Source organism: Candidatus Phytoplasma pruni (assembly GCF_001277135.1).
Taxonomy (GTDB): Bacteria; Bacillota_I; Bacilli_A; order Acholeplasmatales; family Acholeplasmataceae; genus Phytoplasma; species Phytoplasma pruni.
In genome coordinates, this window is the sequence record NZ_LHCF01000005.1 from 22069 (window position 1) to 39450 (window position 17382).

The following is a 17382-nucleotide window of genomic DNA, read 5'->3' on the forward strand; positions in this document are numbered from 1 at the left end:
AAAAAAATGATAAAAAATAAAATTTTAATTCAAACACAAAATTTATCTAAATTTTTTGATTTAAAAAAGGCTTTTTTGAAAAAAAATAATATCGTTTTAAAAGCTAATAATAATATTAATTTATCCGTTTTTCAAGGAGAAACTTTAAGTGTTGTGGGCGGCTCTGGTTCGGGAAAATCAACTTTAGGACAAACTATTTTACAAATTGAAAAACCTACTTCGGGTAATGTTTTTTATTATAACGATGAACAGGAAATAGATTTAACGCTTTTATCCAATAAAGAAACACGTTTATTGAGAAAAGACTTACAAATTATTTTCCAAGACCCTTTTTCTTCTTTAAATCCTCATTTGAAAATAGGAGATATTATTGGCGAAGGTTTATTGATTCATAAAATGGCGAAAAGTAAAAATGATCCTGAATATAAAAAGATGATTTTGCAGATGATGGAAAAATGTGGAGTTGATTTATCTTTTTATAATCGTTTCCCTCATCAATTATCTGGCGGACAAAGACAAAGGATATCTATTGCTAGAGCTTTGATTTTAAAGCCTAAATTTGTCGTTTGTGATGAGATAGTCTCAGCCTTAGATGTTTCTATTCAAGAGCAAATTTTAACCCTTTTAGATGATTTAAAAAAACAATATCAATTGACTTTTTTGTTTATCACTCATGATTTAGGAGTAGCGCGTTATATTAGTGATCGTATAGCGGTTATGCATTTGGGTAATTTAGTGGAATTAGCTCCTACAGAGAAAATTTTTAAAAATCCTCAACACCCTTATACTAAACAATTATTAAACGCTATTCCTAAGTTAGAAACAGAAAAAGAAAATTATTTTAAAATTACATATGAAACTGATAAAGTCTCTTTTTTATACATAGCAGGTCAAAACGATCTAGATTGGTACGAAGTGTCTCCTAATCATTTTGTTGCTTGTACTGTTAAAAATAAAAAAACCAGTCAAAAGGATGGCAAAAAAGCATGAGTTTATTAAAAGTTAATAATTTACATACTTATTTTCAAACTCAAAAAGGTTTCATCAAAGCGGTGGAAGGGGTTAGTTTTGAATTGGAAGAAGGACGCACTTTAGGTATTGTAGGAGAATCTGGCAGTGGTAAAAGCCAAACGGCTATGTCTATTTTACAATTGTTTGAACCCAATCAAAAAATATACCAAGGAGAAATTGTTTTTAACAAACAAGTTATTTCTAAGTTTAACGCTCAAGAAATGCAGAAAATTCGTGGTAAAGAAATAGCAATGATTTTCCAAGATCCTATGGCAAGTCTGAATCCAGTTTTTAAAATTAAACACCAAATAATGGATGTTTTAATGTTACACCGTAAAATGAACAAAAAAGAAGCTTATAATAAAGCTTTAGAAATGTTAGATAAAGTAAAAATTAAAAATCCCCAAATGATTATGGAATCCTATCCTTATCAATTATCCGGCGGCATGTGTCAAAGAGTTATGATTTCGATTGCTTTAGTTTGTGAGCCTAAAATTTTAATAGCTGATGAAGCAACTACTGCTTTAGATGTTATCGTGCAAAAAGAAATTTTAAACTTAATGAATGAATTGAAAACAGAACAAAAGATCTCTATTTTGTTCATTACTCATGATTTAGGGGTTGTTTCTCAAATGGCAGATGATATTATCGTTATGTACGGAGGAAAAGTGGTAGAAAAAGGTTCTACTAAAGCGATCCTACATAATCCTCAACACCCTTATACTAAATCATTATTAGCTAATTTTAAAAAAACCGGTATATAAACCTGTTGATATAAAGGATTATTGCCAAATATGATAAAGATAAAAAAGACCCTTTTAAAGGGTCTTTTTTATTATTTGGAAAATTATTTTTGTTTTTTAAATTTTGGTTTATTTTTTCCATTAATTTGTGATTTTTTAACCGTTTTTATTACAAAAATTAACATGAAAATTAACAAAACGAAAGTTGACTAAATGTATGACATTTTCGGCGCTCATGAATAATTAATATTCATCCTTTTTATTTTTACGAAAAGATTTGATAAATGGGAATAAAAGCAGAAGTAAGATAATGAATAAATTGATAAATAATAAATAATTATCTTGTGGCCTTGGGTGAGCGTAAACTTCATTCCAAGAATCATTTATTTCTTTTTTCGTTTCTTTATTATATTGATACATTTGATCGCCGTCTTTTATTTCAATCTGTAATTCGCCATCTTTTGTTTCCTTATAAGGCGAATCGTAACCGATAAATTCGGCGTTTTTGCTTATATTTTTTTCTTCCAACAAGAAGTTGATGAATTCATAAGCTCCTTTGGTGTTTGCGTTTTTCGGTAACACGATGCTATCAACCCAAATATTGGTACCTCGTTCTTTTTCGTCGCCTTCATCAAAAGGATAAAAATCTAAATTTTTATTTTGTTTCATTAAGAATCTAGCGTCACCGGAATAAGTTAAAGAAATATCGTATTTTTCTTCGCCTTGGATTTTCATTTGATCAAGAAGTTGATCAGTAACAAAAGATAATTTATTATTGGTTTTTTTCAAGTCTAATAGCCACTCTTTAGCTTTAATGATTTGATCTGAAGTAGGGTTTTTAATATTCCCACCAGTAGCCTTTAAACCGATAAAAATACCTTCAAAAGAATTATTATATAAAGAAATTTTCTTTTTCGGATTCATCATTGAATTTTTCCAATTTTGGATTTCATCCTTGTTTATTTTTTCTTTATTATATAATAAACCTAAATTTCCCCAAAAATAAGGAATAGTGTAAGGTTTTATATTTTTAGGTAATTTATTATCATATACGCCTTTAAATGTTTTTGTCAATTTATCTATTTCTTTTTTTTCTTTAAATTTATCAATTTTATTGTAATCAATTTTTTCCAATAAATTCGGATCTTCTTTGTTTAATTTTTCTATCGCGTATTCACTCAAAATAGCAATATCGTATTTATCCCCGGCTTTCATTTTATTAACAGCCAATTCATTAGAAGAAAAAAAACTTTGTTTAATGACGTAGTCTGTTGATTGTTTGTTAAATTCAGTTATAAGACTGGGTTCTATAAATTCACCCCAATTAAACAAAATAATAGTTTGTTTTTCTGGATGAGAAGAGTCTTTTCTAATTATTTTATGTGCTAAATAAAAAACGCTAAAAAAGACCATCAAAAGACCGATCCACAAAAGATATTTTTTTTTATTCATGTTTTTTAGAGTTTTTTCTTAATTTTAAATAATTTAATAAAATTTTACTTAGCACAAATAAAATTAAAATAGATGATAAAGCGTTAATAGTAGGATTAACGGTTCCTTTTAAGCTATAAATATAAGCGGATATATTTTGATAGTCTGCTCCACCAGCGAAATAAGAAATGATAAAATCATCAAAAGATAAAGCGAAAGCGATACTCGCGCCAGCCAACATCGAACCTTTTAATTGAGGCAAAAATACTTTGATAATGGTTTGCAAGGGTGTAGCGCCCAAATCATAAGAAGCTTCAATTGAATCTATATCTAAAGTAGAGGATTTAGCGTAAACAGTGACCAAAACATAAGGTACACTAAAAGAAATATGAGCTAATAACATACGCCAAAAACCACTAGTTAAACCCACAAAACTAAATAAAACAAACAACGCTAAAGCGTTAATTATTTCTGGAAGAATGATTGGCAATTGGTTAACATTTAAAATCGCTTTACGCCATTTCTTTTTATAATTCATTAAAGAAATAGCTGCTAAAGTGCCAAAAATAGTAGCAAAAAAGGTTGATAAGAAAGCGATTTGAAAAGTAACTATAATAGCGGATTTAATCGAATTATCTTGAAATATTTTATAATACCATTTAATCCCAAATTGGTTAAAATGCACTAAAGACGCAATTCTTCCTTCGTTTTCATTAAAAGAAAAAATAATTAAGGAAATAATAGGAAGATAAATAAAGATCATCATCAAAACCAAAAAGAGGGAGGAAAAATTAGTTTTATTTTTCTTTTGCATAATCATTATTACCTTTATATTTGTTACTTTTTTAAAAAAGTTAAAATTAAAAACATTAACAAAGTTAAATTAACTGCCATTACACAAGCACTTTTGATATCTCCGTTTAAAAAGGTGGTATTTTCAATTAGTTCGCTAATAGAAGTAACGGTAGTGGGTCCTAAATATTTAGGTACAATAATATTGGTAACTATTTGTAATAAAATTAAAACAGTTCCGGCTAAAACCCCTGGCAAAGATAAAGGGAAAATAATTTTAGTAAAAATTTGTTTTTCGTTAGCTCCTAAATCTTTTGCTGCTTCCACCAAGTTAGGATCTATTTTAACGATACTCAAATAAATAGAAACAAACATATAAGGTAAAAATAAGTAAATATAACCAATAAACATAGCGATATCGCTTTCTAAAATCCTTATACTGAAAAACCTTTCCATTAAAGAAAAAATTTGCACCAAAGCTTGGGTTTTTAAAATCATATTAATCCAAATAGTCCCATTAATCAATAAAACTAAGATCGGTTGGATTAAGACATGACGTTTAGAAACAATATAAGCCAAAGGATAAGATAAAAGGATAATTAAAAAAGTAGCGATAACAGCGATCGAAAACGACCTCAATAAGACATAAATAAAATTAAGATTCTTATAAAAGTTTTGATAATATTCAGTGGTAAAAACTATTTTGACTAATTTTTGGTCGTTATATTGTTGAAAGGAATCAAATAAAATAATTAAAATAGGCACAATCACTAAAGAAACAATAATGATAAAATACGGCAAAAACAACCATTTATAAATTTTATTTGTTTTGTTGGTATTTGAGGATGACATATTTGTTTACCATACTTCCATAATATGTAAATCTTCTGGATTGAAAGTAATCCCTACTTTGCTATTCACTTGCACAAAATCCGTTGTATGGATTAAATAATTACGATGTTTATTGTTAATAATTACTTCCCAATGAACTCCTTTAAATAAAACAGATTGGACTACCCCTTGGATTAAACCATCTTCCCATTTAATAATATCAATATCTTCCGGACGAATCACTACATCTACTTTTTGATTTTCATCAAAACCACGATCTACACAAACAAATTCTTTATCATCAAACCACACTAAAAAATCTTTTTTCATCACTCCAGGAATTAAATTAGATTCCCCGATAAATTGGGCGATAAATTTATTAGCTGGTTCGTTATAAATATCTTGGGGAGTGCCAATTTGTTGAATTTCGCCTTGTTTTAAAACTACGATTTTATCACTTAAAGCCAAAGCTTCTTCTTGGTCGTGTGTCACAAAAATAAAAGTAATTCCAGAATTTCTTTGAATTTCTTTTAGTTCGTATTGCATTTCTTGTCTTAATTTTAAATCCAGAGCCGCTAAAGGTTCGTCTAACAATAAGACTTTGGGTTTATTAATCAAAGCTCTCGCGATAGCGACTCTTTGTTGTTGACCACCTGATAAACGGTTAATATCTCTATTTTCAAACCCCTTTAAACCAACTAATTTTAAATAATGCAAAACAGTCTTTTTGATAAAAGCGTCTTTTTCTTTATAAGTTAAAAGGTCTTTTTTTAAAAGAGTTAATTTTTTTTGGTGTTCTTGATTAATCAGTTTTATTTTTTCTTTTAACTCTTGGTTTAATGCTTTGATGTCTGGCGCAAAACCCACCTTGAACCAGCGTTGTAACCAAGTCTTTTTAGAGGCGGTTTTAGCCATTATTTTTTCTTGATAAGCTTCAATTAAAGCGTTCATCTCTTGTTGAGTTTTAATCTTTAAAGCTTTGATTTTTTTGTTAGTTTCATAATTTAAATCTTTTATTTTTAAACCAAAAGCGATATTTTCTAAAACATTTAAATGAGGAAATAAAGCGTATTTTTGAAAGACAGTGTTAATTAATCTTTTATGCGGCGGCACATCAACAATGCTTTGATTGTTGAAAAGAATATCTCCACTACTAAAATCATCAAAACCACCGATAATTTTTAAAATAGTGGTTTTTCCGCATCCTGAAGGGCCTAATAAAGTCACAAATTCATTAGTTTTGATTTCTAAGTTAATATCTTTTAAAATAATTTGACTATCGATGACTTTATTAATGTTTTTTAATTCGATTAAATTGCTCATGTTTTTTAACCTCTTGTGAACAAATTAAATCACCTTTAGGCTTTTTAAGCTATTAAGACAATTTAAATCTTAATTGTCGTTGGCCGAAAGAATAGCTAAAAAGGCTTTTTGAGGTAATTTAACTCTTCCTATTGTTTTCATTTTCTTTTTACCTTCTTTTTGTTTGGAAAGAAGTTTTTTCTTCCTAGTAACATCACCACCATAACATTTATCAATCACGTTTTTACGCATCGATTTAATCGTTTCTCTGGTGATAATTTTTTTCCCTAAAGCCGCTTGGATTGTAATTTCAAACATTTGTTTGGGAATCATGGTTTTTAAAGTTTGACAAATAGCTTTACCTCTGTTATAAGCGAAATCTTCATGTACGATAAAAGACAACGCTTCCACTACTTCAGAATTTAATAAAATATCCATTTTTTTCAATTTACTAGGGCGATAATTATCTAATTGATAATCAAAAGATGCATAACCTTTAGTCGCGGATTTTAATTTATCAAAATAATTATAAATTACTTCGGAAAGAGGCAATAGATAATTCAGAGTTACCCTTTGATCGTTTAAATATTGAATATTCTCTAATTGGCCTCTCTTATTTTGAGAAATCTCCATGACTGCTCCAATATACATTTCCGGACAAGTGATAAAAGCGTTAATATAAGGCTCTTCTACTCTTTCGATAGATTGGTTATTAGGCCATTTGTTTAAATTATCAATAATAATTTTTTTATTTTGTTTAGTAAAAACATGAAAAATTACCGAAGGAGCGGTAATAATTACTTCGATACCGAATTCTCTAACAATTCTTTCTTGGGTAATTTCCATATGTAAAAGACCTAAAAAACCAATCCTAAAACCAGAACCTAAAACATTAGAATTTTCTTTTTCATAAAGTAAAGAAGAATCGTTTAATTTTAATTTTTGTAAAGCTTCTTTTAGACTTTCGTATTTACTTGTATCCGCTGGATAAAGTCCACAAAAAACTACAGGATTGATTTGACGATAACCCGGTAAAGCTTCTACATTATTGTGTTTTTGCAAAGTAATGGTATCGCCCACTCTTACAGCGTCCATATTTTTAATAAAAGCAGTTAGATAACCTACATCGCCTGCTGCTAAAAAATCTTTTTTAAAAGGATGAGGGTTAAAAATACCTACTTCAATCACTTCATAAACAGTTTTACTTGCCATAAAACTGATTTTATCGCCTTTTTTAACTATGCCGTTAATAATCCTAATATAAGGAATAACTCCTTTAAAAGTGTTAAAAGCGGAATCGAAAATTAAGGCTTGTAAAGGTTTAGCAGCATCCCCTTGAGGCGGTTTGATGTTAGTAATGATTTGTTCTAAAATTTCCGCCACTCCTAAACCAGTTTTACCACTAGCGGAAATAATAGCATTCGTATCTAGTCCTAACGTATCTTGAATAGCTAATTTAGTTTTTTCTACATCAGCGTTGGGCAAATCTACTTTATTTAAAACCGGAATAATGGTTAAATTATTTTCTAAAGCTAAATAAACGTTGGATAAGGTTTGGGATTGAATTCCTTGCGAAGCGTCTATTATTAATAAAACCCCTTCACAAGCGGCTAAAGCACGTGAAACTTCATAACTAAAGTCCACGTGTCCTGGGGTGTCAATTAAATGCATAATATATTCTTCCCCATCTTTCGCTTGATAAAGAATTTCCACTGAATTTAATTTAATAGTAATACCGCGTTCTTGTTCTAAATCCATCGAATCTAAATATTGAGATTTCATGGACCTTTTTTTCAATGGTATTAGTTATTTCTAAAATTCTATCCGCTAAAGTTGATTTTCCATGGTCTATATGAGCGATAATAGAAAAATTACGTATTTTTTTTTGTCTTTGGTTAATTTTATCAAAATTCATATCAATAAACAACTTTCTTCTTTAAAAAATGAGTTTCTGATATTATTTTACCTTTATTTTAATCTTTATGGTTAAAAGAAAGGTAAAATTCGAAAATTATCATGTTTTATGTTGAAATTTGGTTCTTTTGTTTTTAATTTCTTCTACAAAAGAAAGGTAATTATTATATCTTTTTAGAGGAATAGAACTATTTTTTACCGCTTCTTTGACTTTACATTTGTTCTCATTAATATGTAAACAACTATAACCAAAAAAACATTCTTCAGATAAAAGGACAAAATCATTATAAAAATTTTTAATTTCTTCAGCTTTAATTTCTGATAAATCTAGTTTCGAAAAACCAGGAGTATCCGCTATATATCCTTCATGGAAAAAAAACAATTTCGAGTTTTTGGTAGTATGCTTCCCTCTGCTTAAATGTTTAGAAACTTCTTGAGTTTTTAAATTAAGCGAAGTTAAAGAATTTAATAAAGTAGATTTACCTACTCCGGTTTGTCCGGCTAAAATGGTGACTTGCTGTTTGAAAAGAGGGTATAAAACATCTAAACCCTCTTTATTAGTTTTAGTAACATAAAAAACCTGATAAAATTTTTCATAATAAGATATTTTCTCTTTTAAAAGATCTATTTTGGATGGTTCCACTAAATCTGTTTTAGTAAAAATTAAAATTATTTTTAAACGGAATCTTTGCAAAATAATTAAAAATTTATCTAATAATTTAAATTGAAACTTCGGATTTACCAAAGAAAAGACTAAAAAGACTTGGTTGATATTAGCGATACTAGGTCTTTGCAATTCGTTAGTACGGGGAACAATGCTATCAATTAAAAATTGGTTTTTTTTACGTTCAAACATGACTATATCGCCCACTTTTATTTTGGAATAATCCGCAGTATCATAATTATTTTTAATATTTTGTATTTTCCCTTTAACTTGGGCATGAATTTTTTTTTCAGTTTCTAGATCGACAATAACATAATCTTTAGCTAAAAATTCAATTATAATTCCTTTGCGCAAAAAAATGAACCACCTTATCTGATTTGGACTTGAAACGATTGTTTTAATTTATCTTCTATTTTAGTCATTATTTCTTCAACATTGTTTTTTTGTAAACTTTGTTGAGCGTCTTTAAAAGTAAACCTGAAAGATAAGGAATATTTATCAGTCGATAAATCTTTATTTTGATAAAGATCTAAAAGTTCGTATTTGACTAAAATATCTGATACTTCTTGTTGTAAAAATAAAGATACTTCTTCAAAAGTGTAATTTTGGTTAATTAAAAAACTTAAATCTCTAGTGATAGAAGGGAATTTATTAATATTTTGAAAAACGATAGGTTTTGGTTCATCAAAAAAGCTATCTTTTAAAGTGATATCTAAAAGGAAACTTTTTTTCAGATGATAAGCGTTATTAACATTGGGGTGTATCTCGCCAATAAAACCAATTTTTTCGTTATCTAGGACAATATTAGCTTGTCTACCAGGGTGAAGGTTCGCATATTCCTTAGTTTTTACTAACTTTAAATCTATGTTTAAAAAGAGTTGAATTCTTTCCAAGACCCCTTTTAACACAAAAAAAGAACTTTCGATATCTTGTTTCAACCAACCGGAATTGAAAAATAACCCACTTAAACCTAAAGATAAATGCATGATTTCTCGGTCGGCATAATAAGCTTTACCAATTTCAAAAAAAGCGTTATTTAGGATATTATTTTTTTGATTGAAACTTAAGACTTCTATCATATTAGCGGCTAAATTTTGTCTTAAAATGGTTTTTTCTTTCGAGATAGGTTTAGTTACTGAAACATACTCTTGACTATCAGAAAATATTTTAAAAAGAGTTTCGTTTAATAAGCTATAAGTTTTTACTTCCATAAAACCTAAATTAGCTAATAAATTTCTTAATTTATATAAACCTTGTTGACGGTTAGTTCTTAAACCAATAGTTTTATATTGGCTTTGTTCTGAAACGCCCATATCATTATAACCATGAATACGAATTAAATCAGAGATAACATCTTCATAAAATTTCGCATCATAACGTCTAGATGGACCAACCACTTGAAAAACGTTATTTTCTGAAGTTTTAATTTGGTAATCTAATTTAGTTAAAATATCTATGACTTCTGGGGAGGAAAAATTAATCCCAGTTTTTTTATTAATCTTTTCTAAAGAGAAAGTTAAAACAGGGTTTTGACGTGTGTTCAGACGAGAAGAGACCATTTTTTGGTTTACTTTAACTGAAGTTAATTCTTGTAATAAAGAAGTCGCTTTATCTAAAGCTTCTTTTAATAACGCTTGATCAATCCCTCTTTTAAAACGTAAAGCGTTTTCATTTTGAATATTTAACTTTTTACTCGTTTGAAAAACATTTTCTGTTTGGAAAGCAGTTGTGGAAAGAATTATTTCTCGTGTTTGGTGATTAATGTTGTATTCAGCGGCATTAATTATTCCCGCTACTGAAATAACTTTTTTATTGTTGGTAATCACTATATCTTCTTCGTTTAAAAGATATTCGTTCTTCTCAGCATCAACCACTTTTTGTCCTGAAAGAGCTTGATTAATTTCAATAGTGGGTTTTTTTAAATCACTAGCATCAAAAGCGATGATAGGAATGCCATATTCGATCATAACTAGGTTCATAATATCCACTACATTATTAACCGGTTTAATATGACTGGTATTTAAAATATTTCTTAACCATAAAGGGCTAGTAGTCACTTTTACATCCGTTAAATAACGTAGATTATATTCCCAACAATGATCGTTATTGATTTTCACTTGAAAAGGGTTAACTTCTTGTTCTTCTTGAATAGGTTCATAAGAAGGGGCGATAAATTTAAGAGGTTGTTTGGGCGTAGAAATAGCGGCTAAATCTTTCGCAAAACCAATATGAGACAATAAATCCGCTTTATTAGGAGTTAAAGATAATTCCACAAAAGAACCTTGTAATTGAAGATATTCTAGAGCTGATTGTCCTACTTGAGCGTCATCGCCTAAAAGTAAAATCCCCTCTTCGGTGTTTTCTTGGTCTGTTAAATATTTCAGATTTAAACCGATTTCTTCAGCGGAACAAATCATACCGTTAGATTCGACCCCGCAAAGGGTTTTTTTCTCAATAGTCGTTTTAATAGCATCTAAATAAGATCCACTTTGGATTACTACTACTTTTTTATTGACCGCTAAATTAGAAGCTCCACAAACAATAGATAAAACTTCCTTACCAATATCAACTTGCACTAAATTAAGTTTAGCTGTTTGAGGTATTTTTTCAAATTGTACTATTTCCCCTATAATTAACTCTTTGTTAGGGTTAATAAGGTCTGCAGCTTCAACTTCAATAATATGGTTATTGACTAAATCTTTTAAATCATTAGGCAGTGGGAAAATATATTTTTTTAAGATATTTTCGTTAATTATCATAAGATAACTCCTTGTTAGTAGATGATTTGAATAAAAAAAAGATGGTAAAAACTATTTACCGAATTGTTTTAAAAAACGCATATCGTTATTATAAAAATGACGAATATCTTTAATGCTGTATTTTAACATTGTGATTCTTTCGATGCCGATCCCAAAAGCGAAACCTTGGAAAATTTCTGGATCAAAACCACCGTTTTTTAAAATTTCGGGATGAATCAGCCCTGCTCCCATAACTTCTAAATAAACGTCTTTTTCGCCTTTTTGTTCGATAATTAGATCAACTTCTAAACTAGGATTAGTAAAAGGGAAATAAGAAGGGCGGAATAATAATTTCTGTTCTAGACCGAAAATGTGTTGCATAAACATAATAATAGTTTGTTTTAAATCCATTAAAGTAGTGTGTTGATCAATCACGAAGCCCTCTAATTGGGTAAATTGATGACTATGAGTCGCATCATCTTTATCTCTACGGAAAACATTGCCATAAGAGATAATTTTTAAAGGTTGCGAATTACTCGCTAACATAGCTTGAATTTGGACAGAAGAAGTGTGGGTTCTTAAGAGAGATTGAGGGTTAATATTTAAATAAAAAGAATCCTGCATGTCTCTCGCTGGATGTTCTTTACCAATATTCATTAATTCAAAATTATACAAATCACTCACAATTTCTTTACCATCATAAATAGAATAACCCATGCCTAAAAAAAAGTCTTCCGCTTGTTCTAGGATTTTATTTAAAGGATGAATGGTTCCGATTGGCAATTGGAAAGAAGGTAAGGAAATATCCGTTTCTTCTCCTTTTAATTGTTGGTTTAATTGTTCTTGTTCTAAAACATAGCTTTTTTCTTGAAATAAAGTGTTTATTTCTTGTTTTAAAAGATTAATAGTTTTCCCGATGGCTTTTTTTTCTTCTAAAGAGTAATTTCTTAATTCCTTCAATAAAGTGGCTATTTGACCGTTTTTACCAATATATTCTATTTCGGCTTGGCATAACTGTTTAATATCGTTAATAGCTCTAATATCTGTTTTAATTTGATCCTCTAAAGTCGTTAATTTTTTTTTAAATTCAATAATGTTTGGGTTCATAAAATAACCTTTTAAATCCTTTATTTTTCATAAATTTTTAAAATTAATTTTTATCTTGTTTCAATATAAATATTATATATAATGTTTACTAATTATATCATAATATTTCTTTAAAAAAAGCATGTTTTTTTCTTTTAAGAAAGAAAAACAGTCCTCTTCAGGAAAAAAAGTGAAAAAAATTTTTGTTGATTTATTGGTTAAAAAAATAATTAAATTCAAAAGGATATAATTTTTTATATAGTTTATTTAAAGGAGAAAAAAATATTCTATACCAAATAAGCGTTTTAGAAAAAAACCATTAAACTTGATAAAAACATACACTCGTATTTTGTTATTAAGTTTATTTTTTTAGTGTTATCAAAAGGACCTTTAAAGGCTTTTGCAGATACTAAGAGTTCTACAAACAGACAAAATTCTAGAATAAATGATAATAATCAATAAAAACCCACTTAAGAAGATAAAATAAAAGTTTTAAAAGAAGATTTAAAAAAGATGATGGTAAGTGAAGTTTTGTTTAAAATGATGGCAAAATCAGAAGGTAAGAATCTTCGCGATAGAACAATTTTAGAGACAAAAGTTGTCTAAAAAAAGGAACAACGCAAATTTTTATTAGATATTTTGGTCCCACGATGTTCGCATTTGGAAATGTGTGTTTCTTGTCTATCAAAACCATGTTTGTCATAAATCCATTGCAATTCTGTCATATTAAATTTCTTTTTAAATAAAAAAAGCGTATATTTTTTGCTAATTTTCTTTGAAAAAGTATAAATTTTTATGAATTTTATTATACATATTATTACTTAAATTTTCTAATTTATTCATATTTTTCGCTCCTTTGATTTTTAAGAATAAACCCTTTTTTCATAATTTAATCCAAATTTTTCAGATATATTTTATTATACGTTTGTTTTGCAAGCTTTTTTGCTAATAATATAAGAAACGAAGCGAAGAGGGATAAAAAGTTTTATCTTATCTTTTTTTTGATAAGATAATAATTTTTTGATTAATATCGTTATGTTATTTATAAATGTTATATAATTTAATCATAAATAATAATTAATTTTGAATTTATTTGTTTGATTAATTAAATTATTTTATTGATATAAATATTTTAACAATAAGAAGGGTATCGTATTAATATGAAAGTATCATTTTTATCAGAATTAAAGTCTTTTAATAAAAAAAGCACAGTAGTGGTTTTAAAATTAGAAGATGAAAAACAAAATGTTTCCGGCGTTAATGTTATCGATTTTCAAGGACAAGTGGAAAGAGCATGTCAAACAGAACAATTTAAAGGCAAAGCAGGTTCTGTTTTAAAATTAGTTCATCCTGAAGGTTATTTATTTTCTCGTTTATTAGTAGTAGGTTTAGGTAAAAACCCAGAAAAGAATGAAGCTTGGAAGAAAGCAGGAAGAGCGACTTTATTTGCTTTGAAAAACGTTAAAGAAGTAGTTGTTTTAACAGATTTTGAAAACCACTCTTCTTCCTTCCAAGTGGTAATGGATTACATTTTAGAGATGATGTTAAAAAGTTATACTTTTGATCGTTATCATACAAAACCAAAAAAAGACTTTTCTGAAATATATAATGATTTATCGGTTGTAGTGGTGACGAAAGAAGCGTCTGTTTGCCAAAAAGAATTTCATAAGGTGGAAGCAGTAGTCCAAGGTTCTAATGTAGCTCGTGATTTAGTGAATGAACCAGCTAACGTTTTAGGAACAGATGAATTTGTCTCTCGTATTAAAAAATTAAATAAAATGGGCGTTGAAGTAGATTTTTTAGATAAAAAACAAATGGCTCAGTTAGGGATGAATTCTCTTTTAGCGGTAGCTCAAGGTTCTGATTGTCCTCCTTATTTAGCTATTATGAAATGGCAAGGTTCTTCTTCTCAAGAAGCTCCTCTATCTTTTGTAGGCAAAGGGGTAGTTTTTGATTCCGGTGGTATTTCCATTAAACCTTCTGGTGGTATGGAAGATATGAAAGGCGATATGGGCGGAGCTGCTATAGTAGTAGGCTTAATGCATACTTTAGCCGCTCGCAAAGCGCAAGTTAATGTTGTCGCAGTAGTTGGTTTAGTGGAAAATATGCCAAGCGGTAAAGCTCAAAGACCTGGCGATATTGTTACTTCTATGTCCGGTCAAACTATTGAGGTGATCACTACTGATGCGGAAGGAAGAATGGTATTGGCTGATGCTCTTTATTATACTAAAATTCATGTAAAACCTCAATTAATCGTTGATTTAGCTACTTTAACAGGTGCTATTATGGTTGCTTTAGGGGGAGAACATGCTGGTTTATTCTCTAATAATGATGATTTAGCGCAAAAATTACTTGCCTCCGGACAAATAACTGGCGAAAAATTATGGTTAATGCCCCTTTCTGAAGAATACGACCGTTTAATTGATAGTAAATTTGCTGATATGAGAAATTCTTCAGGCAGATTAGCAGGTTCAATCACAGCTGCTCAATTTTTAAAACGTTTTGTGGGTGAAGATACTCCTTGGGCTCATATTGATATTGCGGGTGTAGCTTTTAACGATAAAGTTAGCACAGTTAACAACAGTTGGGCCACTGGTTTTGGCGTTCGTCTTTTAAACCAATTAGTGGCTAATTATTACGAAAAGAAATAAATTAACACTATTATCAAAAAAATAATCATAAACTTTTTTATCGCTCTTTTATGATGCTTTTCTTTCTTCCAAGTTTTTTCAAACCACTCATAAGAGCGGTTTTTTCTTTACCATAAGAAACGGTGGCAAACGCTGTTAAGCACCTATTATTTAGGAAATAAATCCATCTCTCTTTTTAACTTCTTGCTTAATAACTAATTTTAATTTATTAAAATTCAGATGGATTTTTTAATTTTTCTTTCATAAAAGGTTTATAATAAAAGCGGTTGTTTTTTTAATTTAAATTAAAATGGAAAAAAGAGGTGATTTTATAATTGTTGTTTTTTAAATTTTAAAAAATGTTTATTAAAAAAAATATGCGTTTACAGAATAAGGGAAAAAGATTTATTTTTAAAAAAATTATTTTAGCAAACTTTCTTTCTTTTTTTGTTTTCATCTAATCAATTAAAAAACATTGTTTTAGAATAAAAATTAACTTTATAAGAAAAAATTATGGACACAAATCAAAAATCTTTACTTTTGCACGAAAAACACAAAGGTAAATTGGCTGCTAAAATTAAAACAGAAGTTAATAATTTTGATGATTTATCTTTAGTATATACTCCTGGAGTATCTGAACCTTGTCGTAAGATTCAACAAAACTCCGAAGACCTTTATAAATACACCATGAAATCTAACACAGTAGCTGTTATTACTAACGGTACGGCTGTTTTAGGCTTAGGAGATATCGGATCTAAAGCTTCTATTCCAGTAATGGAAGGAAAATCTATTTTATTTAAAAGATTCGCCGATATAGACTCTTTTCCGATCGCTATAGATTCCAAAGATCCTGAAGAAATAGTAAATATTATTGCTAAAATTTCTGATGTTTTTGGAGCGATTAATTTAGAAGATATTAAAGCGCCTGAATGTTTTCAAATTGAAGAAGCTTTAAAAGCGAAATTATCTATTCCTGTTTTGCATGATGATCAACACGGAACAGCTATCGTTGTAGCTTCTGGTTTAATTAATGCTTTAAGAGTGGTTAATAAAAAATTAGAAGACATTAGAGTGGTAATTTGTGGTACAGGTTCAGCTGGCGTTGCGGTAGCTAAAATGTTGCTAAACTTAAAAGTTAAAGACATTGTTTTATACGATAAAAAAGGTGTTATCCTTCGTGATAGCGATTGGACTAACCAAGAACAAAAGAAAATGTCTTTATTAACTAATAAAAACCAAGAAGACGGCGCTTTAAGTGATGTTATTAAAAATAAGGACGTTTTTATTGGCGTTTCTGGACCTAATATTCTTAATAGTGAAATGGTTTCCACTATGGCTAAAGATGCTATTGTTTTTGCTTTAGCAAACCCAAATCCGGAAATTTTACCTGAAGAAGCTAAAAAAGGTGGAGCAAGAATTATCGCTACTGGTAGATCCGATTACCCTAACCAAGTTAATAACTGTTTAGCTTTTCCTGGTGTATTTAGAGGAGCTCTTGATTATAAAGCGACTCAGATTAACGAAGAGATGAAGGTAGCTGCGGTTTACGCTTTAGCTAGTGTTATTCCTGTTAACGAATTAAACGAAAATAATATTATCCCTGGCGTGTTCAACGAACAAATTGTTGCTTCTATCTCTAAAGCGGTTGGAGAAGCAGCTGTTAAAACAGGCGCAGTAAGAAAATAAAATTTATTCAATGATATTTATTATCTAATTAAAAAAGACCTTTTAGAAGGTCTTTTTTAAAAATTTTTTTTAAAAAAGTTAAGAAAGGAATAATATTTTGAGAACAATCAAAATAGTAGTCGATATTTGCCTCTTATAAATTTTATTATTTAATAACCTTATTTATCGGCTTTTTATTTCTTCGTCTAAAATATTCACACCTTACGAAAATATTTTCTTTTTGATAAAATTCATTTTAAACTGCCAAATATTTGTTTTTTTGTGTATAATAATTTTTTTCATAATTTAAAAAGTTAAATTATTAAAAAAATTATGAGGTGTTCCACGTTTTTTTAGATAACTTTTGTCTTTAAAATTGTTCTTTAAAACTTAAAATTAAGTGATAATTTCCTATCTTTTCAAACCAACAAAACATATTCTGATTAGAGAAAAAAATGTCTAATGTTTTTTTCATAATTTGTTAGTTTCAAAAGATATTTTTTCTAATATTTGACCCCTTCGCTATATAAGTTAGGTAAAAAAGTTAAAAATTCATATGCAAAATGAAAAGAAAA

11 protein-coding genes and 1 pseudogene are annotated in these 17382 nt (G+C 28.7%); 4 read left to right on the top strand and 8 right to left on the bottom strand.

The annotated features are described in order from the left end of the window. Window positions 1-6: 6 nt before the first annotated feature. On the top strand, window positions 7-990 hold the full coding sequence (locus CPX_RS01245; protein ID WP_053521418.1) for an oligopeptide/dipeptide ABC transporter ATP-binding protein: 984 nt from the start codon (window positions 7-9) through the stop codon (window positions 988-990). After that, the gene (locus CPX_RS01250) at window positions 987-1775 is read left to right on the top strand and encodes an ABC transporter ATP-binding protein (RefSeq protein ID WP_017191624.1); all 789 of its coding nucleotides are present in this window, start codon (window positions 987-989) and stop codon (window positions 1773-1775) included. Before CPX_RS01245 ends, CPX_RS01250 begins: the two co-directional genes overlap by 4 nt. 222 nt (window positions 1776-1997) lie before the next feature. On the opposite strand, the gene CPX_RS01255 is transcribed toward CPX_RS01250, so the two are convergent. The 8 genes and pseudogenes from CPX_RS01255 to pheS all read right to left on the bottom strand — a co-directional run bounded on the left by CPX_RS01255 (window position 1998) and on the right by pheS (window position 12533). After that, window positions 1998-3206: an extracellular solute-binding protein gene (locus CPX_RS01255; protein WP_053521419.1), complete on the bottom strand. Its 1209-nt coding sequence runs from the start codon at window positions 3204-3206 to the stop codon at window positions 1998-2000. Then, window positions 3199-3999: an ABC transporter permease gene (locus CPX_RS01260; protein WP_053521420.1), complete on the bottom strand. Its 801-nt coding sequence runs from the start codon at window positions 3997-3999 to the stop codon at window positions 3199-3201. Before CPX_RS01260 ends, CPX_RS01255 begins: the two co-directional genes overlap by 8 nt. Before the next feature lie 23 nt (window positions 4000-4022). Then, complete coding sequence (locus CPX_RS01265; RefSeq protein WP_053521421.1) at window positions 4023-4829, bottom strand: ABC transporter permease; 807 nt, start codon at window positions 4827-4829, stop codon at window positions 4023-4025. Window positions 4830-4835: 6 nt separating this feature from the next. After that, a complete protein-coding gene (locus CPX_RS01270; RefSeq protein ID WP_053521422.1) occupies window positions 4836-6131 on the bottom strand; it encodes an ABC transporter ATP-binding protein in 1296 nt (431 codons plus the stop codon). Between the two features lie 69 nt (window positions 6132-6200). After that, window positions 6201-8025: pseudogene (lepA, locus tag CPX_RS01275) on the bottom strand (translation elongation factor 4). A 99-nt stretch (window positions 8026-8124) separates the two neighbouring features. Further along, entirely contained in the window at window positions 8125-9042 is a 918-nt protein-coding gene (rsgA, locus tag CPX_RS01280; RefSeq protein ID WP_017191617.1) for a ribosome small subunit-dependent GTPase A, read from the bottom strand. 14 nt (window positions 9043-9056) lie between these two features. Continuing rightward, window positions 9057-11447, bottom strand: a complete 2391-nt coding sequence (gene pheT / locus CPX_RS01285) for a phenylalanine--tRNA ligase subunit beta (RefSeq protein ID WP_053521423.1) — start codon at window positions 11445-11447, stop codon at window positions 9057-9059. 51 nt (window positions 11448-11498) lie between these two features. Further along, window positions 11499-12533 carry a phenylalanine--tRNA ligase subunit alpha gene (pheS, locus tag CPX_RS01290; protein ID WP_053521424.1) on the bottom strand — a complete coding sequence of 345 codons (1035 nt, stop codon included), beginning with the start codon at window positions 12531-12533 and terminating at the stop codon, window positions 11499-11501. Between the two features lie 1139 nt (window positions 12534-13672). Here pheS and CPX_RS01295 point away from each other — a divergent pair. Continuing rightward, a complete protein-coding gene (locus CPX_RS01295) occupies window positions 13673-15163 on the top strand; it encodes a leucyl aminopeptidase (protein ID WP_053521425.1) in 1491 nt (496 codons plus the stop codon). A gap of 492 nt (window positions 15164-15655) precedes the next feature. After that, window positions 15656-16828 carry an NAD(P)-dependent malic enzyme gene (locus CPX_RS01300; RefSeq protein WP_053521426.1) on the top strand — a complete coding sequence of 391 codons (1173 nt, stop codon included), beginning with the start codon at window positions 15656-15658 and terminating at the stop codon, window positions 16826-16828. Window positions 16829-17382: the final 554 nt, after the last annotated feature.